Here is a 24,924-nt window from a genome sequence, read left to right on the forward strand (position 1 = left end):
CCTCACCGACGGGCGGGTGCCGTCTCCCGCCCGTCGCCCGCCGCGTTGACCGCGCCGGCTCCTGCAGTTTCCGTCATGGCGGGCGGCGGTGTGCCGGTGGCGGCCGGGGCCGGCGCGTTCGCGCGGGCCATGAGGCGGGTCCAGATCCGGTAGCCGACCCACCGGACCACCGGGACGGCCCGGCGCGTGAGCTGCCGCCAGGCGCGGAAGGCGAGGACCGCGCCGACCGGGATCAGCAGCAGCGCGGCCATCCCGCCGGCCGGAGTGTCCCGCCCGGGGGCGAGGCCGCTGACGACCAGCCCGCCGAGCGCCGCCGCGGTGAGCGCCAGGCACAGCACGACGGAGGTCGAGCCGAGCTGGCGACGGAGCTGGCGGCGGACCGCCGGCGGCTGCCGGCGCCAGACCGGCACGACCGCCCCAGCGACGACCGCCAGGAGGGCCACGGCGGCGGCGAGCCGCCCGGGCCGCCCGGTGTCGACCAGCGCGAACACCGCCCAGTGGCCGACGCCGGCCAGCGCCGCCGCGTCGAACAGCCGCCAGCACAGGGCCGCCGTGACCGCCTCGTGCGCCACGGCGGACGGGCGCGCCTGTGGGTCGGCCGCCAGGGCGTCGGTGAACCCGCGGGCGGCCCGAGCGACCCGGTCCCGCGACGCGTCCATCCGCGCCAGCAGGGCCAGCGCCGGCTCGTACGCCGGGTCCAGGACGATGGCCTGCCGGCAGGCCTCCCGGGCCGCGCTGAGCCGGCCCATCCGCAGGTGGATCCGGGCGTCCAGCAGTTGTACGTCGGGGATGTCGCGGCGGATCTCCAGCGCGGTGTCGGCGTGCCGGCGGGCGACCACGACGCGGGTCGGGTTGCCGAGGGTCAGCAGCGCCTCCGCGAAGAGCGCGTGGGCCTCCCACGATCGCGGCGCGAGTTCCAGGGCGCGCTGGGCGGCGGCCGCCGCGTACCCAGGGTGCCCGGCCGCCAGCAGGATCCGGGCCTTCTCGGCGAGCAGGTGCTCCTGGGCGCGGGCGACGCCGAGGGCCTGGTCCACCAGGCGCATGGCCTCCGCCAGTTGCCCCGTCGACCGGTGGCAGCGGGCCAGCTGGACCAGCAACCCGGCGTGCTGGGGCTGCGCGGCCAGTGCGTCGCGCAGCACCTGAGCCGCCTCGGCGTGCCGGCCGACGCTGCTCAGCGCCTGCGCCCGCTCCTGCGCGACGATTCCGGCATCGGCCACGTCGTCTCCCTCCCCGACGGGATCCTCGGCGGGCACACCCTACCGTCCGTCGTGATCGGACGGCGGGCGCGGGCCGCTGCGTCCCGGGTTCAGTCCAGCCGGGTGGCGCCCGGGCCGGGCAGCACGGTGACGTGGCCGGGGGCGGTGAAGCCGCGCTCGGCGTACGCGGCCGTGACGGCGGCGGCGACCGCCTCGGCCCGGTCGGCGTCGACCAGGGCGAGGACGCAGCCACCGAACCCGCCGCCGGTCATCCGCGCGCCGAGCGCCCCGGCCGCCAGCGCCGCCTCGACCGCGGTGTCGATCTCCGGGACGGTGATCTCGAAGTCGTCCCGCATCGAGGCGTGCGAGGCGGTCAGCAGCGGGCCGATCTCGCGTACCCGGCCGGTGCGCAGCAGCGCCACGGTGTCCAGCACCCGCTGGTCCTCGGTGACCACGTGCCGGACCCGGCGGCGGGTCTCGTCGTCGTCGAGGCGGGCGAGCGCGTCGTCCAGGTCGGCCACGGCGACGTCCCGCAGCGCCGGTACGCCAAGCTGCTCGGCGGCGTGCTCGCAGGACTTCCGGCGGGCCGCGTACTCGCCGTCGGCGTGCCGGTGCGGTGCCCGGCTGTCGACCACCAGCATGGCGAGCCCGGCGGCGTCCAGGTCGAACGGGATGTGCTCGACCGATTCGTCCCGGCAGTCGAGGAAGAGCGCGTGCCCGGCCCGGCAGCGGATCGCGGCCGACTGGTCCATGATCCCGGTGGGCGCGCCGACGTAGGCGTTCTCGGCCCGCTGCGCCAGCCGGGGCTGCCGTTCGGCGGGCAGGTCCAGCCCGCCGAGGTCGACCAGGGCGGCCAGCACGGCCGACTCCAGCGCGGCCGAGGAGGAGAGCCCGGAGCCGAGCGGCACGTCGGAGGCGATCGCCAGCCGGGCGCCGGGCACGGCGTGGCCGGCCTTGCGCAGCGCCCAGACCACCCCGGCCACGTACGCGGCCCAGCCGGTGACCCGGCCCGGCGCGGCGACCTCGGCGGCGCCGAAGGTGACCGTCTCGCCGGTCAGCTCCGACCAGACGGCCCAGGTCTCGTCGGGCCGGGCGGCGGCCGCCGCCACGGTGCGCAGGGAGAGCGCGAACGGGAGCACGAAGCCGTCGTTGTAGTCGGTGTGCTCGCCGATCAGGTTGGCCCGCCCGGGAGCCGCCCAGCGGCCCGCCGGTTCCGCCCCGTAAGCCGACCGGAAGCCGGCGGTGGCGCGGGCCGCGACGTCGTCGGTCACCGCTGCTCCAGCACGTGCGCGCGGTAGAAGGCCCAGGCGTCGCCGACCATGTCGTGCAGGGTCGGCTTGCGCGGCACCCAGCCGAGTTCGCCGCGGGCCAGCGCGGACGAGGCGACCAGCTCGGCCGGGTCGCCCTCCCGGCGCGGCGCGACCTCGACCGGCACCGGGTGCCCGGTGACCTCGCGGACCACGTCCACGACCTGCCGGTTGGTGAAGCCGCTGCCGTTGCCGAGGTTGTAGATCCGGTGCTGGCCGGGGGTCGCCGTGTCGAGCGCGAGCAGGTGGGCCCGGGCCAGGTCGGCGACGTGGATGTAGTCGCGCACGCAGGTGCCGTCGACGGTGGGGTAGTCGTCGCCGAAGAGCTGGAGCTTCTCCCGGCGACCGGCGGCCACCTCGAGCGCGATCGGGATCAGGTGGGTCTCCGGGTCGTGCCGCTCGCCGAGCGCGACGTCGCCGTCGAGGTGGGCGCCGGCCACGTTGAAGTAGCGCAGCGAGACGGCGGCCAGGCCGTGCGCGATCGCCTCGGAGGTGAGCGCCATGTCGACGGCGAGCTTGGTGGCGCCGTAGGTGTTGGTGGGCGCCTTGACAGCGGTCTCCGGGATCGGCAGCTCGGTCGGGTTGCCGTAGACGGCGGCGGTGGAGGAGAAGACCAGCCGGGGCACCCCGGCGGCGCGGACCGCGTCGAGCAGCGCGAGCGTGCCGACCGTGTTGGTGTGCCAGTAGAGCTCGGGCTTGACCATCGACTCGCCGGCGGCGATCAGGGCGGCGAAGTGCAGCACCCCGTCGAAGCCCGCCTCGGGGGTGACCACCCGGGCCGCTTCGTGGATGGACGCCTCGACGTGCGTCGCCTCGGGGGCGAGCGCGGCCCGGTGCCCGGTGCGCAGGTCGTCGAGGACGACCACCTGGTGACCGGCGTCCAACAGCATCCGGGTCACCACGCTGCCGATGAAGCCGGCGCCGCCGGTGACGAGCAGTTTCACGTCGCTCTCCTTCTGCCTGGCCGCTCCGGCCGCCACCATGTGGTGATCACCCTACGGCCGCCGGTCGGGGCGCGCTCCGCGTCCGTCACGGCCGTCATCCCATCATAAACTGTCACGATTAAACAGACTCGAACATGCGCGGCTGCGGGTGGCGACGGCCTCCGATGTCTACCATCCAAGGCATGCGGGAAGCGGGTCGTCCCGGGCTCCGGCGGCGGACGCGGGAGCGGCGGCGCCGCGAACCGGGCCCGCTGGCCCGGGCGGTCGCCCGGGTGGTGGTCCGCGCCGCGGACGGCGCCACCCGGCTGGTGACCGACCTGCTGGGTGCCAGCCCGGCCGCCGGTCGGGAGCGGATCAGCGAGGCGGACCTGCGCGACCTGGTCGCCGCCAACACGCTGCTGGACCCGGTGGAACGCCGGATCATCGACGAGGTGCTGGTGGCCGGCGCGAGCCTGGTCCGCGAGGTGATGATGCCCCGCACCGAGGTGGTCTTCCTCTCCGCCCGGATGGCCATCGCCGAGGCGGCCCGGCTGGTCCGCGCCGAGCCGCACACCCGCTACCCGGTGGTCGACGGCACCCACGACGACGTGGTCGGCTTCGTGCACCTGCGCGACGTGCTGTTGCGCCCCGAGGTCGATCCGTGCGCCACGGTCGGCGAGTTGACCCGGGAGGTGAAGCGGCTGCCCGGCAGCAAGCGGGTGCTGGCCGCGCTGACCGAGATGCGCCGGGAGGGGCACCACCTGGCGGTGGTGGTCGACGAGTACGGCGGCACCGCCGGCATCGTCACCTGCGAGGACCTGATCGAGGAGCTGGTCGGGGAGATCCACGGCGAGTACGACGGCCCGCCCGAGCCGGTGCGCGTCGGGCTGCCCGCGGTGGTCGACGGCCGGCTCAACCTCGCCGACTTCGCCGAACGCACCGGGGTGCGCCTGCCCGCCGGCCCGTACGAGACGGTCGGCGGGTACGTGATGGCGGCGCTGGGCCGGCTTCCGGTCGCCGGCGACGAGGTGCCGGTGGCCGTCGAGCCGGCCGGCGGGCCGGCGGGGGAGCCGCCCGGCGGTTGGCTGCTGCGGGTGCTGGCCCTGGAGGGGCGGCGGGTGGCCCGGCTCGCCGTCTCGGCGGTGCGCCTGCCCGAGCAGCGCCGCGAGGTCGACGCGCCCACCGCGACCGGCCCGCGTCGACGCGTGGGGCCGTCATGACGCCCGCCGGGCGTTGCTGACAGAATTGCCGGCATGTCCGACGTTCCCGCCCGCCCCCGTGTCTTCTCCGGCATCCAGCCGACGGCCGACTCGTTCCACCTCGGCAACTACCTGGGCGCGGTGCGGCACTGGGTGGCGTTGCAGGACACCCACGACGCCTTCTACTGCGTGGTCGATCTGCACGCGATCACCGCGGGGCACGACCCGAAGGTGCTGCGGCAGCGCTCCCGGCTGGCCGCCGCGCAGCTGTTCGCGGTCGGGCTGGACCCGGAGCGCAGCACGCTCTTCGTGCAGTCGCAGGTGCCCGAGCACCCGATGCTGGCCTGGGTGCTGGGCTGCATCACCGGCTTCGGCGAGGCCAGCCGGATGACCCAGTTCAAGGACAAGTCGCAGAAGCAGGGCGGCGAGCGGGCCAGCGTCGGCCTGTTCACCTACCCGATCCTGCAGGCCGCCGACATCCTGCTCTACCAGGCCAACGCGGTGCCGGTCGGCGAGGACCAGCGCCAGCACCTGGAGCTCTCCCGCGACCTGGCCCAGCGGTTCAACTCGCTGTTCGGCCCGACCTTCACCGTGCCGGCGCCGCACATCGTCAAGGACACCGCCAAGATCACCGACCTGCAGGACCCGGCCGCCAAGATGTCGAAGTCCAGCTCCTCCCCGGCCGGCATCATCGACCTGCTGGAGGACCCGGCCCGGTCGGCCAAGAAGATCCGCTCCGCGGTCACCGACACCGGCCGGGAAATCGTCTTCGACGCCGAGACCAAGCCCGGCATCGCCAACCTGCTCACCATCTACTCCGCGCTCAGCGGGCGGAGCATCGACGACCTGGTGGCCGCGTACGCCGGCAAGGGCTACGGCGACCTGAAGAAGGACCTGGCCGAGGTGGTCGGGGACTTCGTCCGCCCGATCCAGGAACGCACCCGCGGCTACCTGGACGACCCGGCGCAGCTGGACAAGCTGCTCGCCGCCGGCGCGGAGAAGGCCCGCGCGGTCGCCGCCGCGACGCTGCGCACCGCGTACGAGCGGGTGGGCTTCCTCCCACCGGTGCGCGGCGAGTAGCGCCGACGGCGCGACGGGTACGAGAGGTCGGCGGTCGGAGGGGTGGCGCGAAGCGTGGACGGCAGCAACGGGGCGCCCGGGGTGGACGACACCATCCAGATCGGGGTCGCGGTCGACATCCCCGAGCCGTGGGGGGCGATGCTGACCCGACGCCGGGCCGAGGCCGGCGACCCGCAGGCCGCGGACATCCCGGCGCACGTGACGCTGCTCGGGCCGACCGAGATCCCGGTGGCGACGCTGCCGGCCGTGGAGCGGCACCTGGGCGCGGTCGCCGCCGCCCACCTGCCGTTCACCCTGCACCTGCGGGGCACCGGCACGTTCCGGCCGGTGACCCAGGTGGTCTTCGTCGCGGTGGCCGCCGGGATCAGCGAGTGCGAGCTGCTGGCCGCCGCGATCAGCGCCGCCCCGGAGCTGCGCCGGGAGGCCCGCTTCCCGTACCACCCGCACGTCACGGTGGCGCAGGACGTCGCGCCGGAGGCGCTGGACAAGGCGTACGAGGACCTGGCCGACTTCTCCGCGATGTTCGAGGTGGAGGCGTTCACCCTCTTCTCGCACAGCGGGCAGACCCGGTGGCAGCCGCGCCGGGATTTCCGGTTGGGCGGCTGATCCGGCCGACGGCCGGACGGGCGCGCGGCGGGCGGGTTACCCGCGCGGGCGCCGGGGATCGGCGAGGATGACCGCGTGAAGGTGTTCGGCCGCCTGGAGGCGGGTATCGCGCGACGGTTGGACGCCGCCCGCCACCGCTCCGGCGCGTTCGACCACCTGTGGCGGGCCGGGGTGCGCTACAACGACGTGCTGGGCGGGCGGCTGGCCGCGGCGATCGCCTACTACGGCTTCTTCGCGGTCTTCGCGCTCGCGCTGGTGGCGTACTGGGTCTTCGGCGCGATCCTGCAGGGCAACCGCGAGGTGAGCGTGGCGGCCGCCGACTTCGTCCGGGAGAACCTGCCGTTCCTCGACCCGGTGCAGATCGCCGAGAGCAGCGGCACGGTCGGGGTGGTCGGCCTGGTCATCCTGGTCTTCACCGGGATCGGCTGGGTGGAGGCGATCCGCTCGTCGCAGCGGCTGATGTACGGGTTCGACCAGCAGCCGGGCAACCTGGTGATCCGCCGGCTGGTCGACCTCGGTGTGCTGATCGTCGTCTTCGTGCTGCTCGGCGTCTCGGTGGCCGCGGTCGACGCGCTGGAGTCGCTGCTGCGCTGGCTGCTGCGCAGCACCGGCTCGGTCGGCCTCACCACGGTCAGCGCCGTGCTGAGCGTGCTGGTCAACGCGGTGTTGGCCACCCTGCTGCTGGTCGCCGTGCCCCGGCTGCGGATGAGCCGGGTCCGGCTGCGCCCGGTGGTGCTGCTGGTCGCGGTCGGCATCACGCTGCTCAACACCGTCGGGCGCTACTACGTGGTACGCACCGAGCGGAACCCGGCGTACACCGTGGTGGCCGGGGCGGTGGGCCTGCTGCTCTACCTCTACCTGCTCAACCAGCTGCTGCTGTTCGGCGCGGCGCTCGCCGCGACGAGCACCCGGGGGCGGGTGGTGGACCTCGCGGCGGGCGGCCCGCCGCCGGGTGACCTCGACGTGGACACCGATCCCGGCACCCCGGGCGGGGCCGGATGAGGGGGAGGGAGGAGTCGGTGCTGATCGTCGTCGACCAGGACTCGTCGGTGCCGCCGTACGAGCAGGTGCGCGGGCAGCTCGCGGAGATGGTCGGCGACGGCCGGCTGCCGGTGGGCACCCGGCTGCCCACCGTCCGGCAGCTCGCGGCGGACCTGGACCTGGCCGCCAACACGGTGGCCCGGGCGTACCGCGAGCTGGAGGCGGCCGGCCTGCTGCGCACCCGGGGCCGGCACGGCACGTTTGTCGCACCCGGGCGGGACGATGCGATGGACCGGTTGCAGCGGGCGGCGGCCGACTACGCGGCGCGGGCCGTCGAGCTCGGGGTGCCACCCGCGGCGGCGCTCGCCCTGGTCCGTGCCGCGCTGGACGCGGCCCGGCCGGGCTGACGACGACAGGAGGAGACCGATGCTCGGATCGAACACTCTGGTGGTGGAGGTTCCGGTGGCCGCGCCGCCCGAGCGGGTCTGGTCGGCGCTGACCGTGCCGGAGCAGATCCGGGAGTGGTTCGGTTGGGAGTACGACGGGCTGGCCGACGAGATCCACTACATCTTCGTGACGCACGCCGAGCCCTTCCCGCCCGACCGGTTGGCGATGGCCGACGGTTCCGAGCTGCGGGTCGTGCCGGACGGTGCCGGGGCGCAGCTGCGGGCGGTCCTGCCGGCCCCGGCGGACGCCGCGGCAGCGGCGGAACGGGACGCCGTCGCGGAGGGCTGGCGGACCTTCTTCCAACAGCTGCGCTTCCTGCTCGAACGGCATCCGGCCGGCCGCCGGCGGACGCTCCACCTGACCGGCACGGCGACCGGCGCGCGACTGCTCGCGGCGCTCGACGCCGGCGGCCCGGTCGAGTCGTGGCACACGAGCCGGCACCAACGGCTGGCGGTCGACACCGAGGGGCGGCTGCTCGCCGCGCTCGCCGAGGCGCCGCTGGACAGTGGCGCCGCGTCCCCGGTCAGCCTGACCATCAGCGCGTACGGCCTGGACGACGCGGCGCTGGGCCGGCTGCGGGAGGACTGGACGGCCCGCTGGCGCTCCCTCGTCGCCGTGCCCGAGCGTGAATAGGGCGATTGCCGCCCAGGGTTCCGGCGGGACGGACCATGATGGGCCGGTGGGCGCACTCGTGACGTTGGACCTGCCGGACGACTCGCCGATGCTCGGCCTGCCCTGGATCATCACCTTCGGCCCGCTCGGCGAGGCCGACGAGTGGGAGCCGGTGGTCTGTGGCCCGTACGAGCGGGCGCACGCGCTGGCGCTGGCCGAGGCGGTGGTGGCCGAGGAACAGCTGATGGCGGTGGTCGAGCCGCTGCTGCCGGCGGTCTCCGCGGATGAGATCCGGGGCGAGATCGCGGCCGCGCAGATCGCCGCCGAGGACGAGATCGCGCAGATCGAGGGGGCCGACCTCTACGGCGACTTCGAGGACACCATCGACGAGGAACTGGAGGCGGCCGCCGCGGCGGACCAGCGCACCGAGCCGACCCGCCCGCCGAGCGAGGCCGAGCTGCGGGAGGGCTTCCGCCGGATTGCCGCGAAACTCACCGGCACCGCGTCCTGAGCACGGCGGCCACCGACCCGGGCGGGACCGGTCGCGCCGCTGGCGGGGGACCGTGGACGGTCGGGGCGCGGGACCGGTCCGGCGGTGCGGCCGGTCAACCGCGTCGCGGTGGACCGTCCAGTACGCAGAACTCGTTGTCCTCCGGGTCGGCGAGGACGACGAAGCCCTCGTCGCCGGTCTGTCCCACGTCGGCCGGCCGGGCGCCCAGCTTCACCAGCCGATCCACCTCGTCGGCCGGCTCACCGTCGGCGACCAGGTCGAGGTGCAGCCGGTTCTTGTCGCGCCTGGGCGTGCCCGACCCCTGCAACCAGACAGTGGGCGCGCCGGTCGCGTCCGGCGGCGGGTACAGCCCAGCCGCCCGTCGGCGCGGGGCACAACGGACGACCAGGTCGATGACGGGTTACCCGCTCAGCGCCGTTCGAACCAGGCAGCCGCGTCGACCGGGAGCAGATGGCCGGAGCCCTGCCCGGTGAGCGTCTCGCTGGCGGCGATCGGCTCGCCGTACCCGTCGATCAGGGCCGGGGCGCCGCTGATGTTGACCACGCAGGTCAGCACGGTGTCACCAGCGGCGCGACTGAAGGCCAGCACGCCCGGCGCGGTCTCCAGCCAGGTCACCGGGCCGGCGTCGGCAGCCAGCGCCGGGTGCGCCCGGCGGATCCGCAGCGCCGTGCGGTAGAGCTCCAGGGTCGAGCCCGGCACGCCGGTCTGCGCGGCGACCGAGAGAGCCCGCCAGGTCTCCGGGGCGGGCAGCCAGCTCAGCTCGCTGCCGGCGGGCCCGAAGCCGTACGGGGCCAGCTCGCCGCTCCACGGGATCGGCACCCGGCAGCCGTCCCGGCTCTCGCCGGTGCGCAGGAACGCCGGGTCCTGGCGCAGCTCGTCGGGGAGGTCGAGCACCTCCGGCAGGCCCAGCTCCTCGCCCTGGTAGAGGTACGCGCAGCCGGGCAGGGCGAGCATCAGCAGGGTGGCCGCGCGGGCCCGGCGCAGCCCCTCCGGGCCGTCGCCGTAGCGGGTGACGTGCCGCTGCTTGTCGTGGTTGGAGAGCACCCAGGTGGTGGGCGCGCCGACGATGGTGGCCTCGGCGAGCGCGGTGTCGATCACCTTGCGGAACGACTCGGCCGACCAGGTCGCGTCGAGGAAGTCGAAGCTGAACGCCTGGTGCAGCTCGTCCGGGCCGATGTAGCGGGCCAGCCGCTGCGGCGTCTCGGCCCACGCCTCGGCGACCGCCATCCGGCCGCCCGGGTAGCTGTCCAGGATCGGCCGCCAGGCGCGGTAGATGTCGTGTACCTCGTCCTGGTCGAAGTAGGGGAGCCGGCCCTTGCCGAGCAGCTCCACCTGGCGCTGGCCGGTGGTCATCGTGCTGAAGCCGACGTCCGGCAGGCCCTCGGCCTTGATCATCCCGTGCGCCACGTCGATCCGGAAGCCGTCCACGCCCCGGTCCAGCCAGAATCGCAGGACGTCCTCGAACTCGGCGCGCACCTCCGGGTGCCGCCAGTTCAGGTCCGGCTGGGCCGGGTCGAACAGGTGCAGGTACCACTGGCCGTCCGGCACCCGGGTCCAGGCCGGACCGCCGAAGATGCTCTCCCAGTCGTTCGGCGGCAGCTCGCCGTGCTCGCCCTTGCCGTCGGCGAAGAGGTAGCGCGCCCGCTCCGCGGAGCCGGGGGCGGCGGCCAGGGCGGCCTGGAACCACGGGTGCGCGCTGGAGGTGTGGTTGGGCACCAGGTCGACGATGATCCGCAGGCCGAGCGCGTGCGCGTCGGTGATCATGGCGTCGAAGTCGGCGAGGGTGCCGAACATCGGGTCGACGTCGCGGTAGTCGGACACGTCGTAGCCGCCGTCGACCATCGGCGAGGTGTAGAAGGGGGTCAACCAGAGCGCGTCCACGCCGAGGTCGCGCAGGTACGGCAGGCGCTCCCGGATGCCGCGCAGGTCGCCGATGCCGTCGCCGTCGCTGTCGGCGAAGCTGCGGACGTAGACCTGGTAGACGACGGCGGAGCGCCACCAGTCGGCGTCGGAGGTCTGCGGGGTGGGGTGGCTGGCGGTCATCGAGGCGTTCCCCGTTCTGTGGCGCGGGACGGCGGCACCCGGCGTGGGCGGTTGGCGCAAGGGTGCCTGAGCAGAATGCCGCTCCGGTGTTGCAAGAGTCAAGCAGTTCTTGCGCAAGAAATGACGCCGATCACCGGATCAGGCCGGCACGGCGAGCGCGGGCGGCGCGGGCCGTTGCCCGCTCACGCCGCCGCCGACCGGCCGGCCGCCGGCCGCCGGGGCGACCGCTGTCGAGCCGCGCACCACCAGCTCCGGGCGGAACAGGTACTCCGAGTGCGGCGCGGCGTGCCCGTTGATCTCGTCGACCAGGGCCCGCACCGCGGCCACCGCCATCGCCGTCACCGGCTGGCGCATGGTGGTCAGCGGCGGGTCGGTGAACGCCATCAGCGGCGAGTCGTCGTAGCCGACCACCGAGACGTCGGCCGGCACCGACAGGCCGCGCTGCCGGGCCGCCCGGATGGCGCCGAGCGCCATCAGGTCGGAGCCGCAGACGACGCCGGTGACGCCCCGGTCGAGCAGCCGGCCGGCGGCCGCCTCGCCACCCTCCACACCGAACAGTGACAGCTCGGCCAGCTCGTCGAGGTCGGCGGCGGGCAGCCCGGCCAGCCGGCTCATCGCGCTGCGCCAGCCGGCCACCTTCCGCTGCACCGGCACGAACCGGTCCGGGCCGGTGATCAGGCCGATCCGGCGGTGGCCGAGCGCCACCAGGTGGGCCACCGCGAGCTCGGCGGCCTCGCCGTCGTCGCAGGAGACGAAGGGTGCGGCGATGCCGGGCACGTAACCGTTGATCATGACCACCGGCAGCGGGCGGGCGATCAGCGCCCGGTAGCGGTCGTGGTTGGCGGCGGTGTCGGCGTGCAGGCCGGAGACGAAGACGATCCCGGAGACCTGCCGGTCCAGCAGCATCTCGACGTACTCGTCCTCGGTGACCCCGCCGGCGGTCTGGGTGCACAGCACCGGGGTGAACCCGCTCTGCGCCAGGGTCGACTCGATCACCTGGGCGAAGGCGGGGAAGATCGGGTTGTCCAGCTCCGGGACGACCAGGCCGACCAGGCCGGCGCTGCGCTTGCGCAGCCGGGCCGGGCGCTCGTAGCCGAGCACGTCGAGGGCGGTCAGGACGGCCTGCCGGGTCTCCGGGGCCACTCCCGGGCGGTCGTTGAGCACCCGCGACACCGTGGCCTCGCTGACTTCGGCCTGTTGGGCGATGTCGGACAGTCGAGCGCGCATGGCGGCACTTTAGCTCACGGGCAAGTTCTTGCGGACACTCTTGCAAGCCCTTCCATTCTCTGAAATGCCTTGCTAACGTCCCCGCAACATGCGAGAGCAGCGGCGCGGCACCCTAGCGCCGGTTGGCAAGAACTTACAGAGGTTTCCACTGGCGGGCCGCCCTTCCCCCGGCGGACCGCCATGACGACAGGAGTACCGATGCGCATCCGTACCGCGGGTGTGGTCGCCGCCTTCGCCCTGGCGCTCGCCGCGTCCGGCTGTGGCGGCGGCAGCGACGAGCCGGCCGCCAACGAATCCCCCAAGGCTGCCGCCGGCGGCAAGCTGGTGATCTGGGCCGACGACAAGCGGACCGCGGCCCTCAAGCCGTTCGCCGAGAAGTTCGGCCAGGAGAACGGCGTCACCGTCGAGGTGCAGGCCGTCTCCAAGGACCTGCAGACCAACTTCGTCACCGCCCACCAGCAGGGCAGCGGCCCGGACGTGGTGGTCGGCGCGCACGACTGGATCGGCAACCTGGTGCAGAACGGGGCCATCGACCCGGTCCAGCTCACCGCCGAGCAGAAGAACGGCTTCAACTCCACCGCCGTCAAGGCCGTCACGTTCAACGGTCAGCTCTACGGCGTGCCGTACGCGATGGAGAACCTCGCCCTGATCCGCAACACCGAGCTGGCCCCCGAGGCGCCGAAGACCATCGAGGAACTGGTCGCCACCGGCAAGAAGCTCAAGGCGGAGAAGAAGGCCAGCGAGATCCTCTGCCTGCAGTCCGGCCAGAACGGCGACGCGTACCACATCTACCCGCTGTACACCTCGGCCGGCGGCTACCTCTTCGGCACCGCCGCCAACGGCGACTACGACCCGAAGGACCTGGGCGTGGGCAAGCCGGAGTCGATCGAGGCGTTCAAGAAGATCGCCGCCCTCGGCGAGAAGGGTGAGGGTGCGTTGAAACGCTCCATCACCGCCGAGAACTCGATCGCCACCTTCGGCGCCAAGAAGTGCGCCTTCCTGGTCTCCGGCCCGTGGGCCATCGCGGACGCCAAGAAGGCGAACATCAAGTACGACATCTCCCCGGTCCCCGGCTTCGCCGGTGGCAAGGAGGCCCAGCCGTTCGTCGGCGTCCAGGCGTTCTACGTGGCGGCCAAGGGCAAGAACAAGGCGCTGGCCCAGGAGTTCGTGGCCAACTACGTCACCACCCCCGAGCTGGCCGTGGCGCTGTACAACGCCGAGCCCCGCCCGCCGGCGCTGACCGCGGCGCTGGACCAGGTCAAGGGCACCGACCCGGACCTGGCCAAGTTCCAGGAGGCCGGCAAGAACGGCCAGGTGCTCCCGGCGATCCCGGCGATGGCCGCGATCTGGGACCCGTTCGGCAAGGCGCAGGCCGCCATCATCGGCGGCGCCGACCCGGCCAAGACGATCACCGCGGCCGGCAAGACCATCTCCGGCCAGATCAAGTAATGAGCACGCCGCTGTCCGGCCCGGGACCTGCCCAGCAGGTCCCGGGCCGGGAGCCCGTCGGCTCCGGGCTCCCGCGCTCGTCCCGTACCGCGCGGAACCACGCGCCGATCACCGTGACCGGCCTGCTGGTCAAGGTGGTCCTGCTCGGCCTGGTGGCCGGGATCGCGATCTGGGCGGCCTTCCCGCTCATCGAGGCCGAGAAGTGGGCCGGGCTGGCCCTGCTGGCGGTCATCACCGCCGGACTGTTCTACCTCTACCTCACCCGCCGGCACGTCCCGGCCAAGTACCTGGTCCCCGGCACGCTCTTCCTGATCGCCTTCCAGGTCTTCCCGGTGCTCTACACGGCGAGCACCGCCTTCACGAACTTCGGCGACGGGCACCGCGGCAGCAAGGACGACGCGATCGTCGCCATCCAGACCGCCTCGGTCAAGCAGGTGCCCGGCTCCACCGAGTACGCCCTCTCCATCGCCACCACCGGCGACCCCGCCACCGGTCCGCTGGTCTTCCTGGTCACCGACCCGGCCACCGGGGTGGTGTCGGTCGGCGATGCCGACGGGCTGCGCCGGCTCGACCCGGCCGACGTCACGGTCGCCCCGGGCGGCAAGGTCACCGCCGCCGACGGCTACACGGTGCTGAACTTCGGCCAGGCCGGCGCCCGCAGCCAGGAGATCACCGACCTGATCGTGCCGACCACCGGGGGCGCCATCCGCTCCACCGGCCTCACCCGCGCCTACGAGGGCAAGGCGATGCGGGCGTACGACGCGGGCTGCGACTGCGTCCGGGACACCGAGAGCGGCAGGACCTGGACCGCTGACGAGTCCAGCGGCGCCTTCGTGGCCGCCGACGGCGAGCGGCTGGCGCAGGGCTGGAAGGTCAACGTCGGGTTCGACAACTTCGCCCGGGTGCTCACCGAGCCGGCCATCTCCGGCCCGTTCTTCGGCACGCTGGTCTGGAACTTCGCCTTCGCGATCGGCTCGACCGGACTGACCTTCCTGCTCGGCATGGGCATCGCGCTGGCGTTGCACTCGCCCCGGATGCGCGGCACCAACCTCTACCGGGTGCTGCTGATCCTGCCGTACGCCATGCCGTCGTTCGCCATGCTGCTGGTCTGGCGGGACATGTTCAACACCGACTTCGGCCTGATCAACAACCTGTTCGGGCTCGGTGTGGACTGGTTCGGCCAGGACTGGTCGGCCCGCGCCGCGGTGCTGCTCGTGCAGCTCTGGCTCGGCTACCCGTACATGTTCCTGGTGGCCACCGGCGCGCTCCAGGCCATCCCGCGCGAGCTGACCGAGGCCACCTCGGTCGACGGCGCGTCGCCGTTGCAGTCGTTCCGGTCGGTCATCCTGCCGCTGCTGCTGGTCGCGCTCTCCCCGCTGCTGATCGCGTCGTTCGCGTACAACTTCAACAACATCAACGCGATCTGGCTGACCACCGAGGGCGGGCCGTTCCCGGCCGACAACCCGACCAACGGGGCCACCGACCTGCTGATCACCTACACCTACCGGTTGGCGTTCGGCGCGCAGGGCGCGGAGTTCGGCATGGCCGCCGCGGTGTCGATCTTCATCTTCGCGATCGTCGCGACGGTCTCGGCGATCAGCTTCCGGCGCACCCGCAAGCAGGAGGAGGTGTATTCGTGAGCGCGAGGAGTGAGCTTGCGAGCCCCGCAGTCGCGAACGGAAGGTGGGTCCGGTGAGCGCGAGGAGTGAGCTCGCGAGCCCCGCAGTCGCGACCGGAGGGTGGCTCCGGTGAGCACCCTCAGCAGCAGCGGCGTCCGGGCCGCCGGTGACACGGCCGGCGGCGCGCCGGTCGCCAACCGCAACGCCCGGGGCGGGCGGCGCAACCAGTGGTTCCGCCAGGTCGGCTGGCGGCACGTGGTCGGGGTGCTGGCGGTGGCGTTCAGCCTCTTCCCGATCCTGTTCGTGCTCTCCGCGGCGCTGAATCCGCGCGGCACGCTCTCCTCGACCGAGCTGGTGCCGACCGGCGGTGTGTCGTTCGAGAACTTCGGCAACCTCTTCGAGCGGACCGCCTTCGGCCACTGGTTCCTCAACAGCCTGCTGATCGCCGGCACGGCCAGCTTCGTGTCGATCTTCCTCTCCGCGCTGGCCGCGTACGCCTTCTCCCGGATGCGGTTCGCCGGCCGCCGGATCGGGCTGCTCACCCTGCTGCTGATCCAGATGTTCCCGCAGTTCCTGGCGATCGTGGCGATCTTCCTGATCTTCACGACGGTCACCGACCTGTGGCCGGGCATCGGGTTCAACACGCCCTGGGGGCTGTTCCTGCTCTACATGGGTGGCGCGCTGGGCGTGAACACCTGGCTGATGAAGGGGTTCTTCGACACCCTGCCCCGGGAGCTGGACGAGTCGGCCACCATGGACGGCGCCACTCACGCCCAGGTCTTCTTCCGGATCATGTTGCCGCTGGTGGCGCCGATCCTGGCGGTGACCGCCCTGCTCTCCTTCATCGGCACCATCAACGAGTTCATGATCGCGAACGTGTTCCTCACCGACACCGAGTCGAAGACCCTGGCGGTCGGCATGTTCGGCCTGGTGGCTGGCGAGCGGAACAACAACTTCGGGATGTTCGCGGCGGGCACCCTGCTCACCGCGATCCCCACCGTGCTGGTGTTCCAGCTTCTCCAGCGCTACATCGTCTCCGGGCTGACCGCCGGAGCCGTCAAGGGATGACCCGCGGTGGTGGCCGCTCGCCGTCGTGAGCGCGGCGAGCGGTGCCACCGCGCTGAGGTACCGCCGGCGACCGTGCGAGCGGCCGCCATCCCCGCACCGCGACCGCGGCGTCCGGTGCGAGCTGCGGCAAGGGCGTCGTGTCGACGTACACCGGAGCAGCCACGGGCTGCCCGCCGCGGCCGGGAAACCGGCCGCGGCGGCGTCCCTTCCTCTCCCCGGCCGACCCAACCCGAAAGGTCCGACCATGCCGATCCAGCCGCACCACGACGGGTCCGAGCTGTACGTCCCCGAGCAGGAGCCGTCGCTCGGCGACACCGTCGACGTCTTCGTCCGGGTGCCGGCCGGCGCCGACGTCCGCCAAGTGCACGTGCGGACCACCGGCGACGGCGAGCCCCGGTTCACCGAGGCGGTCGTCGACCGCTCGGCCGGCGGCGAGGTCTGGTGGCGGGCCGCGGTGCAGGTGCGCAACCCGGTCAGCAACTACCGGTTCCTGCTCACCGGCGCGCGCGGCCGCCGCTGGTTGAACGCCGCCGGGCTGGTCGACCACGACGTGCCGGACCACGGGGACTTCCGGCTGGTCGCGTACGACCCGCCGCCGGCCTGGGCCCGGGACGCGGTGGTCTACCAGATCTTCCCGGACCGGTTCGCCCGCTCGGCCGCCGCCGACGGCCGGCCGCTGCCCGACTGGGCGATCCCCTGCGACTGGGACACCCCGGTCATCGGGCGCGGCCCGGAGACCCCGCGCCAGTTCTACGGCGGCGACCTGGACGGGATCGCCGAACGGCTGGACCACCTGGCCCGGCTCGGCGTGAACACCGTCTACCTGACCCCGATCTTCCCGGCCCGCTCGAACCACCGCTACGACGCGGCCAGCTTCGACACCGTGGACCCGCTGCTCGGCGGGGACGCCGCGCTGGTCCGCCTCGCCGACGCGGTGCGGGCCCGGGGCTGGCGGCTGCTCGGCGACATCACCAGCAACCACACCGGCGACGCGCACCAGTGGTTCACCGCCGCCAGCTCGGACGTGCGCGCGGCCGAGCGGGAGCTGTACTACTTCGACGAGGTGACCGGCGACTACGAGTCCTGGAACGGGGTCAAGTCGCTGCCGAAGCTGAACTGGGGCAGCGCCGAGCTGCGCCGCCGCTTCGCCACCGCCGACGACGCGCTGCTGCGCCGCTGGCTGCGCCCGCCGTACGGGCTGGACGGCTGGCGGGTGGACGTGGCAAACATGACCGGCCGGCGGGGCGCGGACGCGTACACCCACGAGGTGGCGGCGCTGCTGCGCCGGGTGGTCTCGCAGACCCGCGCCGACGGGCTGCTGATGGCCGAGCACGGTCACGACCACACCGGTGACCTGGACCGCGACGGCTGGCACGGCACGATGAACTACGTCGGGTTCACCGACCCGGTCTGGTCCTGGCTGCGCCACGGCGACCAGCCGCTGCCGAACTTCCTCGGCACCCCGGGCGGGGTGGCCCGCCGGGACGCCGACGCCGTGCTCGTCACCATGAACTCCTACCGGTCGCTGGTCTCCTGGCGGTCGTATGTGCACTCGTGGCAGCTGCTGGGCTCGCACGACTCGGCGCGGATCCGCACGGTGGTCGGCGACGCGGCCCGGCACGAGGTCGCCGCCGGCCTGCTCGCCACCATGCCGGGCATTCCGATGATCTTCGCAGGGGACGAACTGGGGCTGACCGGCGACAACGGCGAGGGGTCGCGCACCCCGATGCCGTGGCACCGACCGGAGCGCTGGGACGCCGGCACGTTCGCCACCTACCGGGCGCTGCTCGCCCTGCGCCACGCCGAGCCCGCGCTGCGCCGGGGCGGACTGCGCTGGCTGCACGTCGACGCCGACACGCTGGTGTTCCTCCGCGAGGCCCCGACCGGGGCGGTGCTGGTGCTGGCCCGGCGGGCGGCCGGCGCGCCGGTCCGGTTGGCCGGCCTGCCGGCCGGCGAGAACGTCCACGGCGGAGCCCCGGCGCTGCGCCCGGACCCGGACGGCGTGTCCACCCTGCCGGGTGACGGCCCGACCTTCCAGGTGTGGCGGCTCTGACGGCGGTGCCGATCGCGGATTTCCGGCTTCCGGGCGTACCTCGGTACGGAATTGCCGGTCCGGCGGAATGAGTGGACGTACGAACGTCTTCAACAATTACCCGAACGACGTGCAACCTGCTGGCTGTTGCCGCCGATTCTGATCGTCCACCCGTCGGTCGACGCGCTGGTCAGGGTCGAATCGGCGGCATGGGTGGCAATTGCCTCGGGCGTGCCGCTTCCGTTATGGGTCCTTTTTCCATAGGGGCGGCGGCTCGATGTCCGATCTGTTTCACTGACGCCTTCCTGTCGGTCACCCGCGAGCCGGCGCCATCGGCGCCGTCGATTCTTCGGAGATTCCTTTGAAGCTGTCGATCCTCATGCCCGTCTACAACGAAGCGGCACGCGTAGCGGATGCCGTGAAGCAGGCGCTGGCGGTCGACTACCCGTGTGCGGTCGAACTCGTCGTGGTCGACGACGGCAGCCGGGACGGCACCGGTGAGATCCTCGGCCGCGCCGACGACGCCCGACTGCGGGTGATCACGCATGCGCGTAATGCGGGCAAGGGCGCGGCCATCAAGACAGCTGTCGACAATGCCGAGGGTGACTACCTGGTCATCCTCGACGCCGATCTGGAGTACGACCCGCAGGACATCCCCAAGCTGCTCGACCCGGTGCTCGACGGCCGGGCGACGGTGGTTTACGGCAATCGCACGTTCGGCAGCCACAGCGCCTACAGCTTCTGGTACGTGATGGGCAACAAGGGCGTCACGATGGCGGCGAACGTGCTGTTCAACTCCTACATCGGCGACCTGGAGACCTGTTTCAAGCTGATGCCGGTGGCCCTTTACCGCTCGCTCGACATCCGCTCCCGCGGTTTCGGGATGGAGGCCGAGGTGACCGGCAAGCTGCTGCGTCGCCGGATCCGCCCGTACGAGGTGCCGATCAGCTACCGGGCGCGGGGCCGCGAGGAGGGCAAGAAGATCACCTGGAAGGACGGGGTCGAGGCGCTCTGGATCCTCGGCCGCGAGCGCACCCGCCGCCGCCCCACCGGCACCCCTGCCCACTGAGCGCGGCAGGTCGTGATGGCGAGAGAGCGTGGTGCGGGGGCCGTCGGTCGCCTCGTCGTCCGGGTCGTCGTGGCGACCCTCGGCGTCGGTTGTCTGGTCGCGACCGGTGAAGGGGCCTGGCAGGCCACCGGTCACGGGGTCACCTATCTGCGTAACCCCGAGCACAACCAGGGGGGCCGGCGCTCCCAGGTGGACTTCGAGTCGCTGCGCCGGGAGTTCGCCGACCAGGTGCCGCCCGGAAGTCGGGTCTATCCGGTGCCGGCGGCCGCCGACCGGACCCTGTGGCGGCAGCGGTTGGCCGAGTTCGCCGCGCTGGCCGGCAGCCTGGTCGTCGGCACCCCGGAGGCGGCCGACTTCCTGGTGAGCGTCGCGGCGGTGGAGCAACCGGGGCCGACCGGCCCGCGGGTCCGGCTGATCGTGCGGCGGGCCGACCGATGACGCCGGTCGTCGCCGGCCTGTCGCTCCTGGTTGGCGGGTTTCCGCTGGCGTACGCGCTGCTCCGCAGCCCGTACCTCGCCGTGCTGCTGGCGCCCCTGGTGTCGGCGCTGCTGAGCACCGCCGCGGTGATCCTGATGCTGCTCGCCGGCGGGCCCCTGGTGCTCTGGCTCGCGCTGGTGCTGCCCGCGGCGGCGGCGCTGGCGTGGTGGCTGCTGCGCCGGCCCGGCGAGCCGGTGCCCTACGGCGGCTGGTCGTCCGCGCTGCTGACCGCCCTCCCGCTGCTCCCGCCGCTGCTCTTCGTCCTCGAACCGGCGGTCCGCTGGGATCCGCACTCCATCTGGTGGTTGCGCGCCGGCTACCTGTCGCACGACGGCGGGTACGCCCGGGAGGCGATCGGCAGTGCCGGCTTCGTCTTCTCGCACACCGACTACCCGCCGCTCGCCTCGGCTCCGCTGGCGGCGGTGTGGAGTGTCGCCGAGCCGGATTTCCGGACCGCGCAGGCGGTGGGGATCCTGATCGGCTTCTCGGCGATCGCCATGCTGGTGCACCTGATGCGCCGGGTGCTCGCGTTCGCCCCGGCCCCGGTCGCCTGGCCGCTCGCCATCGGGGTCGGCCTGGCCACCTGGTCGACCGCGCCGCACGCGCTCACCAGCGGCTACGTCGATCCGCTCTGGTCGGCCGCCGCGGCCGGCGCCGCGGTCGCCCTGCTCCTCGCGGCCGACCCGCTGCGCCGACCGGCGCTGGCCCTGCTGCTGCTGACCGTGGCCGCGCTGGCCAAGAACGAGGGCCTGGTGGTCGCCGGCGCGGTCGCGGTGCTGGCCACGGTGCGGGCCCGGGCCCGGTTGCGGCGGGCCGGGCTGGTCTGGCTTCCGGTGCTGGCCGGGGTCGGCTGGGCGCTGCTGGCCCGGCTGCTGGGTGCCCGCTCCGACATCACCGGGCACGCCGGCCGGGGCACGGTGTCCGGCTGGGACCCGGAGACGGTCGAGCGGTACCGGACGACCCTGCGGGTGCTGCGCGACGTGGTCGGGCCGGTGACGGCGGCCGCGCTGGCCGTGGCGTTGCTGGGCGCGCTGTTCCTGCGGCGTCGACGCCGGCGGGCCGGACTCGGGTCGGACAGCTGGCTCTGGGCGCTCTGCGGGTGCTACCTGGCCGCCCTCACGCTGACCTACGCGTTGGGGCCGAACGACATCGACTGGTGGCTGCGCACCTCGGCGGCCCGGGTCGCCGTGCTGGTCGTCCTGCTCGCGGCGCTCAGCTGCGCCGGCTGGGTAGCGGTCGCCGTCACCGCCGACCGGAGCGACGAGCCGGCGGTCGCCGAGCCGCCGCCGGAGGAGATGACGGGACCGGCCGGCGGGGACGCGGAGCCCGACCCGCGGGTGTCGGCTGACCGGGCGGTGTCGGCCGCCGACGGGCGCTGACCGGGGCGTCGGACGTCGCCGGAGCTAGCCGCGCGGCGTCGCGCCGAGCAGGGCCCGCACCCCGGCCAGGTAGGTCCGCCGGTCCGGCCCGCCGGTCAGGATGCGCTGGGTGAACCAGCCCGGTATGAGGGCGAAGAGTGCCGCGGCGATGGCGTCCGGGTCGGTGTCGGCAGGCAGCTCGCCGGCCTGCTGAGCCCGCCGCACCAGCAGCCCGAACTGGCTGCGGAAGCCGGTGTACTTCTCCGCGACGAACGTGGCCAGCGCCGGGTCGCGCTGCGCCTCGCCCCAGACCTGGATCGCGATGCGCAGCACGCCGTCGGTGCCGAGCTGGGCCTCCACGTACGTCAGGACGCGGTCCAGCGCCTCGACCAGCGGCAGCGGCGGGTCGTGCCGGGCCAACCCGGCGAGCACCTCGCCGGCCCCGCTGACCGCCTCCTCGGCGATGGCGCTGATCAGGTCGTTCTTGCTCGGGAAGTAGCGGTAGACGGCGCCGACCGAGAGTCCGGCCTCGGCGATCACGTCCTGCATCGAGGTGCGGTGGAAACCCTCCCGCAGGAAGCAGCGCCGGGCCGCGTCGACGATCTGGCGGCGGCGGGCGGCGAGGTGTTCGGCCGAGACACGTGGCACGGGATACATCGTAAAGCGAACGATCGTTCTTGACAGCGGGGTGGAGCGGGAGGAGCCTGAACCTCAAAGAGAACGAGCGTTCGTTTTAGGAGATGGGACATGTCGACCCGTACCCGCTCGCCGTTGCTGCTCGCCGTCCTGGCCGCCGTCCTGGTGGTGGGCGTCCAGGCGCTGCTCGTACCACTGTTCGCGGCACCGGCCGCCAACCTCGCGCCGCGCGACCTGCCGGTCGCCGTCGCCGGCCCCGCACCCGTCACCGCCGAACTGGCCGGCCGGCTCGCCACCGCGCGGCCCGGCGCGTTCGAGGTCACCACCCTGCCGGATGCGGCGGCGGCCGACCGGGCGCTGCGCGACCGCGAGGTCTACGCGGCCTTCGTCGCCGGCCCGGACGGGGTCGCGCTGCACACCGCCCCGGCCGCCAGCCCGACGGTGGCGGCGCTGCTCACCGAGGCGGCCGGCCAGCTCTCCGCCGGGCGGCCGGTGCCGGTGGTCGAGGTGGTTCCCGCCGACCCGGACGATCCGCGGGGCGCCGGGTTCGCCGCCGGCTTCCTGCCGCTGGCGCTGACCAGCATGCTCGCCGGGGTGCTGCTCGCCCTGCTGGTCACCGGCCGGGCGGCCCGGCTGGCCGGGCTGGCGGCGTACGCCGTGCTGGCCGGCGGGGTCGGCGTGGCGGTGCTGCACGGCTGGCTCGGCCTGCTCGGCGGCGGCTGGCTCGCCGAGGCGGCCGCGATCGGGCTGTTCGGGCTGGCCACCGCGGCCACCGTCACCGGCCTGGGCGCGCTGCTCGGCCGTGCGGGGATCGGGCTGGGCGCGCTGCTGATCTTCCTGGTCGGCAACCCGCTCTCGGCGGTCGGCGCGGCCCCCGAGCTGCTGCCGCAGCCGTGGGGCGCGGTGGGCCAGTGGCTGCCCGTGGGCGCCGGCGGCACGCTGCTCCGCTCGGCGGCGTTCTTCGACGGCGCCGGGGCCGGCACGCCGCTCGCCGTGCTCGCCGGGTACGCCGCGGTCGGCCTCGCCCTGGTGCTGCTGGCCCGGCCTACCCCGGCCCCGGCCGGCGAGCCGGTCGCCGCCCGGCCGGCGGAGGTCGCCGCCTGACCCGCGCCGCCAATGACCATCCGCCCCCTACTACAAACTGTCGTTGATAGGGGAGGATGGTCGCCGTGGAAGCTCTGAGACTGATACTGCGCTACGTCCACCTGATCGGGTTCGCGTTGCTGCTGGGCGGGGCGATCGTCCAGTACCTCAGCGGGCGGCTGCGGATCAACCCCGCCATGCTCTGGGGCTCGGTGATCATGCTGCTGACCGGCATCGGCCTCGCCGCACCGCTGCGCGACGGCGACGAGCCGGCCCCGGCGAAGCTTGTTACCAAGTTGGTGCTCGCGCTGCTGATCTTCGTCATGGTCTTCTTCTCCCGGAAGCGTGACGTGGTCAACCGCGGCCATTTCCTCGCCATCATCGGTCTGACCCTGGTCAACGCGGCGGTGGCGGTCTTCTGGCGGTAACGTCCCCGAAAGCGGGACGGCCCGGGAAAACGGACGTTCGCGACGCCCGGACGCTTGCCTACCAGCACCGAGAGTGACTTGGCCCACCCAAGGGTTACATAGGGGTAACAGGCACTCAACAGTCGTGCACGATTGTCGGCCGGTGGGTGGGCGCGGGCGTACGCTCCCGTCCGTAACGTGGGACGCCGGCGGCAAGTCGCCAGGCCGGCTAATGGGCTGCCACCGCGCGACCCGCGGTGTGCAATGGGAAGGAGACGTCTTGCGCTCGGTGCGTGGGATGCGGATCGCCTCGGTCCTCGCGGTGGGTGGGCTCGTGCTGAGCGCCGCCGCGTGTGGCGAGGCCCCCGATGAGAACAACGGCGCCGGTGACGGCGGCAAGAAGTACAGCGCCTGCATGGTGACCGACGTCGGCGGCATCGACGACAAGTCGTTCAACACCTCCGCTTGGCAGGGCCTGCAGGCCGCCAAGGCCGAGAACGACAACATCGACATCAAGTACGTGGCGTCGAAGGCCCAGGCGGACTACGAGCCGAACCTGACCCAGTACGTCAACCAGAAGTGCGACTTCATCCTCGCGGTCGGCGGCCTGATGGCCGACGCCACCTCGAAGATCGCCAAGGCGAACCCGAACCAGCAGTTCGGCATCGTCGACGCGAAGCTGCCGGAGAGCAACGTCTACCCGATGCAGTTCGACACCGCCCAGGCCGGCTTCCTGGCCGGCTACCTGGCCGCCGGGATGACCAAGTCCGGCACCGTCGGCACCTACGGCGGCCTGAAGATCCCGCCGGTGACCATCTTCATGGACGGGTACGCCGACGGCGTGGCCCACTACAACAAGACCAAGAACAAGACCGTCAAGGTCCTGGGCTGGGACAAGGCCACCCAGAACGGCTCCTTCACCAACTCCTTCGAGAAGCAGGACGAGGGCAAGAAGGTGAGCGACGCGCTGGTCGCCCAGGGCGCCGACATCATCATGCCGGTCGCCGGCGGCGCCGGCCTCGGCACCACGGGTGCGGCGAAGGCCTCGGGCGGCAAGTACAACACCATCTGGGTCGACGTCGACGGCTGCCAGAGCACCCCGGACTGCCCGGCCATCATCACCACCGTGGTGAAGAACATTCCGGACGCCGTCAAGGAGGCCGTGCTCAAGGCCGCCGGTGGCGAGAAGCTCAGCGCCAACCCGGGCTTCCTGGGCACCCTGGCCAACAACGGTGTCTCGCTGGCCCCGTACCACGAGTTCGAGAGCAAGGTTCCGGCCGAGCTGAAGGCCGAGGTCGACAAGCTGAAGGCGGACATCGCCGCCGGCACGGTCACGGTCACCTCCAAGGCCCAGCCGAAGTGACGCTCTGCCGGCCGCCCGTGGTGAGACGATCACCCGGGTAGGCCGGCGAGCGGTACGGCACGACGATCCGGCCGCCCCGGGCGCCGCGGGAGTTCACCCGCGGGGCCGGGGCGGCCGATCCGCTCCACCCCACGACCGGCCCCGCGCCGCGACCGGCCGGCAGCTACGCTGCACCATCGTTTCGCACTCCAGGAGGTTGCGCTGAGACTCGAACTGCGCGGCATCACCAAG

At 73.2% G+C, this 24,924-nt stretch carries 24 protein-coding genes; 17 read left to right on the forward strand and 7 right to left on the reverse strand.

Features of this window, described 5'->3' with window-relative positions; genetic code table 11:
• Nucleotides 1-2 precede the first annotated feature (2 nt).
• From FHX32_RS13360 to galE, 3 genes are all read right to left on the reverse strand, one after another.
• A complete protein-coding gene (locus FHX32_RS13360) occupies nt 3-1,217 on the reverse strand; it encodes a tetratricopeptide repeat protein (RefSeq protein ID WP_167181467.1) in 1,215 nt (404 codons plus the stop codon).
• 89 nt (nt 1,218-1,306) lie between these two features.
• A complete protein-coding gene (galK, locus tag FHX32_RS13365) occupies nt 1,307-2,467 on the reverse strand; it encodes a galactokinase (protein ID WP_486481046.1) in 1,161 nt (386 codons plus the stop codon).
• Nucleotides 2,464-3,486, reverse strand: a complete 1,023-nt coding sequence (gene galE, locus FHX32_RS13370; protein WP_167181469.1) for a UDP-glucose 4-epimerase GalE — start codon at nt 3,484-3,486, stop codon at nt 2,464-2,466. Before galE ends, galK begins: the two co-directional genes overlap by 4 nt.
• Nucleotides 3,487-3,629: 143 nt before the next feature.
• Between galE and FHX32_RS13375 the strand changes: the two genes are divergently transcribed.
• From FHX32_RS13375 to FHX32_RS13405, 7 genes are all read left to right on the forward strand, one after another.
• Nucleotides 3,630-4,646, forward strand: coding sequence for a hemolysin family protein (locus tag FHX32_RS13375; protein WP_167181471.1), 1,017 nt, complete (start codon nt 3,630-3,632; stop codon nt 4,644-4,646).
• 33 nt (nt 4,647-4,679) lie between these two features.
• A complete protein-coding gene (gene trpS / locus FHX32_RS13380) occupies nt 4,680-5,705 on the forward strand; it encodes a tryptophan--tRNA ligase (protein WP_167181473.1) in 1,026 nt (341 codons plus the stop codon).
• A 42-nt stretch (nt 5,706-5,747) separates the two neighbouring features.
• Nucleotides 5,748-6,311, forward strand: a complete 564-nt coding sequence (locus FHX32_RS13385) for a 2'-5' RNA ligase family protein (protein WP_167181475.1) — start codon at nt 5,748-5,750, stop codon at nt 6,309-6,311.
• Between the two features lie 75 nt (nt 6,312-6,386).
• On the forward strand, nt 6,387-7,313 hold the full coding sequence (locus FHX32_RS13390) for a YhjD/YihY/BrkB family envelope integrity protein (protein WP_167181477.1): 927 nt from the start codon (nt 6,387-6,389) through the stop codon (nt 7,311-7,313).
• Nucleotides 7,310-7,699: a GntR family transcriptional regulator gene (locus tag FHX32_RS13395; RefSeq protein ID WP_167181479.1), complete on the forward strand. Its 390-nt coding sequence runs from the start codon at nt 7,310-7,312 to the stop codon at nt 7,697-7,699. The genes FHX32_RS13390 and FHX32_RS13395 overlap by 4 nt, the downstream gene beginning before the upstream one ends.
• Nucleotides 7,700-7,718: 19 nt before the next feature.
• Nucleotides 7,719-8,372: an SRPBCC family protein gene (locus FHX32_RS13400; protein ID WP_167181481.1), complete on the forward strand. Its 654-nt coding sequence runs from the start codon at nt 7,719-7,721 to the stop codon at nt 8,370-8,372.
• Between the two features lie 46 nt (nt 8,373-8,418).
• On the forward strand, nt 8,419-8,862 hold the full coding sequence (locus FHX32_RS13405; protein ID WP_167181483.1) for a hypothetical protein: 444 nt from the start codon (nt 8,419-8,421) through the stop codon (nt 8,860-8,862).
• A 94-nt stretch (nt 8,863-8,956) separates the two neighbouring features.
• On the opposite strand, the gene FHX32_RS13410 is transcribed toward FHX32_RS13405, so the two are convergent.
• The 3 genes from FHX32_RS13410 to FHX32_RS13420 all read right to left on the reverse strand — a co-directional run bounded on the left by FHX32_RS13410 (nt 8,957) and on the right by FHX32_RS13420 (nt 12,132).
• A complete protein-coding gene (locus FHX32_RS13410; RefSeq protein ID WP_167182707.1) occupies nt 8,957-9,256 on the reverse strand; it encodes a VOC family protein in 300 nt (99 codons plus the stop codon).
• Between the two features lie 14 nt (nt 9,257-9,270).
• Complete coding sequence (locus tag FHX32_RS13415) at nt 9,271-10,905, reverse strand: glycoside hydrolase family 13 protein (protein ID WP_167181485.1); 1,635 nt, start codon at nt 10,903-10,905, stop codon at nt 9,271-9,273.
• 138 nt (nt 10,906-11,043) lie between these two features.
• Nucleotides 11,044-12,132 carry a LacI family DNA-binding transcriptional regulator gene (locus tag FHX32_RS13420; RefSeq protein WP_486481047.1) on the reverse strand — a complete coding sequence of 363 codons (1,089 nt, stop codon included), beginning with the start codon at nt 12,130-12,132 and terminating at the stop codon, nt 11,044-11,046.
• A 198-nt stretch (nt 12,133-12,330) separates the two neighbouring features.
• Here FHX32_RS13420 and FHX32_RS13425 point away from each other — a divergent pair, with 198 nt between their 5' ends.
• The 7 genes from FHX32_RS13425 to FHX32_RS13455 all read left to right on the forward strand — a co-directional run bounded on the left by FHX32_RS13425 (nt 12,331) and on the right by FHX32_RS13455 (nt 21,225).
• The gene (locus FHX32_RS13425) at nt 12,331-13,581 is read left to right on the forward strand and encodes a sugar ABC transporter substrate-binding protein (RefSeq protein ID WP_167181487.1); all 1,251 of its coding nucleotides are present in this window, start codon (nt 12,331-12,333) and stop codon (nt 13,579-13,581) included.
• A complete protein-coding gene (locus tag FHX32_RS13430) occupies nt 13,581-15,221 on the forward strand; it encodes an ABC transporter permease subunit (RefSeq protein ID WP_167181489.1) in 1,641 nt (546 codons plus the stop codon). Before FHX32_RS13425 ends, FHX32_RS13430 begins: the two co-directional genes overlap by 1 nt.
• Nucleotides 15,222-15,455: 234 nt before the next feature.
• On the forward strand, nt 15,456-16,268 hold the full coding sequence (locus FHX32_RS13435) for a sugar ABC transporter permease (RefSeq protein WP_167182710.1): 813 nt from the start codon (nt 15,456-15,458) through the stop codon (nt 16,266-16,268).
• 244 nt (nt 16,269-16,512) lie between these two features.
• The gene (locus FHX32_RS13440) at nt 16,513-18,321 is read left to right on the forward strand and encodes a glycoside hydrolase family 13 protein (protein WP_167181491.1); all 1,809 of its coding nucleotides are present in this window, start codon (nt 16,513-16,515) and stop codon (nt 18,319-18,321) included.
• 340 nt (nt 18,322-18,661) lie between these two features.
• Entirely contained in the window at nt 18,662-19,369 is a 708-nt protein-coding gene (locus FHX32_RS13445; protein ID WP_167181493.1) for a glycosyltransferase family 2 protein, read from the forward strand.
• 15 nt (nt 19,370-19,384) lie between these two features.
• Nucleotides 19,385-19,807, forward strand: coding sequence for a hypothetical protein (locus FHX32_RS13450; protein ID WP_167181495.1), 423 nt, complete (start codon nt 19,385-19,387; stop codon nt 19,805-19,807).
• Nucleotides 19,804-21,225, forward strand: a complete 1,422-nt coding sequence (locus FHX32_RS13455) for a hypothetical protein (RefSeq protein WP_167181497.1) — start codon at nt 19,804-19,806, stop codon at nt 21,223-21,225. Before FHX32_RS13450 ends, FHX32_RS13455 begins: the two co-directional genes overlap by 4 nt.
• Before the next feature lie 24 nt (nt 21,226-21,249).
• On the opposite strand, the gene FHX32_RS13460 is transcribed toward FHX32_RS13455, so the two are convergent.
• Complete coding sequence (locus FHX32_RS13460) at nt 21,250-21,852, reverse strand: TetR/AcrR family transcriptional regulator (protein WP_486481048.1); 603 nt, start codon at nt 21,850-21,852, stop codon at nt 21,250-21,252.
• Between the two features lie 99 nt (nt 21,853-21,951).
• Here FHX32_RS13460 and FHX32_RS13465 point away from each other — a divergent pair, with 99 nt between their 5' ends.
• The 3 genes from FHX32_RS13465 to FHX32_RS13475 all read left to right on the forward strand — a co-directional run bounded on the left by FHX32_RS13465 (nt 21,952) and on the right by FHX32_RS13475 (nt 24,693).
• Entirely contained in the window at nt 21,952-22,944 is a 993-nt protein-coding gene (locus tag FHX32_RS13465) for a hypothetical protein (RefSeq protein ID WP_167181502.1), read from the forward strand.
• A 65-nt stretch (nt 22,945-23,009) separates the two neighbouring features.
• Nucleotides 23,010-23,351 (forward strand): hypothetical protein, encoded by a 342-nt coding sequence (locus FHX32_RS13470; protein WP_167181504.1) that lies wholly within the window; start codon nt 23,010-23,012, stop codon nt 23,349-23,351.
• 277 nt (nt 23,352-23,628) lie between these two features.
• Nucleotides 23,629-24,693 (forward strand): BMP family ABC transporter substrate-binding protein, encoded by a 1,065-nt coding sequence (locus FHX32_RS13475; RefSeq protein ID WP_167182716.1) that lies wholly within the window; start codon nt 23,629-23,631, stop codon nt 24,691-24,693.
• Nucleotides 24,694-24,924: the final 231 nt, after the last annotated feature.

This window comes from Micromonospora sp. CNZ280 (assembly GCF_011759515.1).

Coding starts and splice junctions, on each gene's coding strand:
- FHX32_RS13440 (WP_167181491.1), top strand. CDS start 16,513: ATGCCGATCCAGCCGCACCACGACGGGTCCGAGCTGTACGTCCCCGAG.
- FHX32_RS13450 (WP_167181495.1), top strand. CDS start 19,385: ATGGCGAGAGAGCGTGGTGCGGGGGCCGTCGGTCGCCTCGTCGTCCGG.
- FHX32_RS13420 (WP_486481047.1), bottom strand. CDS start 12,132: ATGCGCGCTCGACTGTCCGACATCGCCCAACAGGCCGAAGTCAGCGAG.
- galE (WP_167181469.1), bottom strand. CDS start 3,486: ATGGTGGCGGCCGGAGCGGCCAGGCAGAAGGAGAGCGACGTGAAACTG.
- FHX32_RS13375 (WP_167181471.1), top strand. CDS start 3,630: ATGCGGGAAGCGGGTCGTCCCGGGCTCCGGCGGCGGACGCGGGAGCGG.
- FHX32_RS13400 (WP_167181481.1), top strand. CDS start 7,719: ATGCTCGGATCGAACACTCTGGTGGTGGAGGTTCCGGTGGCCGCGCCG.
- FHX32_RS13475 (WP_167182716.1), top strand. CDS start 23,629: ATGCGGATCGCCTCGGTCCTCGCGGTGGGTGGGCTCGTGCTGAGCGCC.
- FHX32_RS13455 (WP_167181497.1), top strand. CDS start 19,804: ATGACGCCGGTCGTCGCCGGCCTGTCGCTCCTGGTTGGCGGGTTTCCG.
- FHX32_RS13415 (WP_167181485.1), bottom strand. CDS start 10,905: ATGACCGCCAGCCACCCCACCCCGCAGACCTCCGACGCCGACTGGTGG.
- FHX32_RS13425 (WP_167181487.1), top strand. CDS start 12,331: ATGCGCATCCGTACCGCGGGTGTGGTCGCCGCCTTCGCCCTGGCGCTC.
- FHX32_RS13465 (WP_167181502.1), top strand. CDS start 21,952: ATGTCGACCCGTACCCGCTCGCCGTTGCTGCTCGCCGTCCTGGCCGCC.
- trpS (WP_167181473.1), top strand. CDS start 4,680: ATGTCCGACGTTCCCGCCCGCCCCCGTGTCTTCTCCGGCATCCAGCCG.
- FHX32_RS13430 (WP_167181489.1), top strand. CDS start 13,581: ATGAGCACGCCGCTGTCCGGCCCGGGACCTGCCCAGCAGGTCCCGGGC.
- FHX32_RS13395 (WP_167181479.1), top strand. CDS start 7,310: ATGAGGGGGAGGGAGGAGTCGGTGCTGATCGTCGTCGACCAGGACTCG.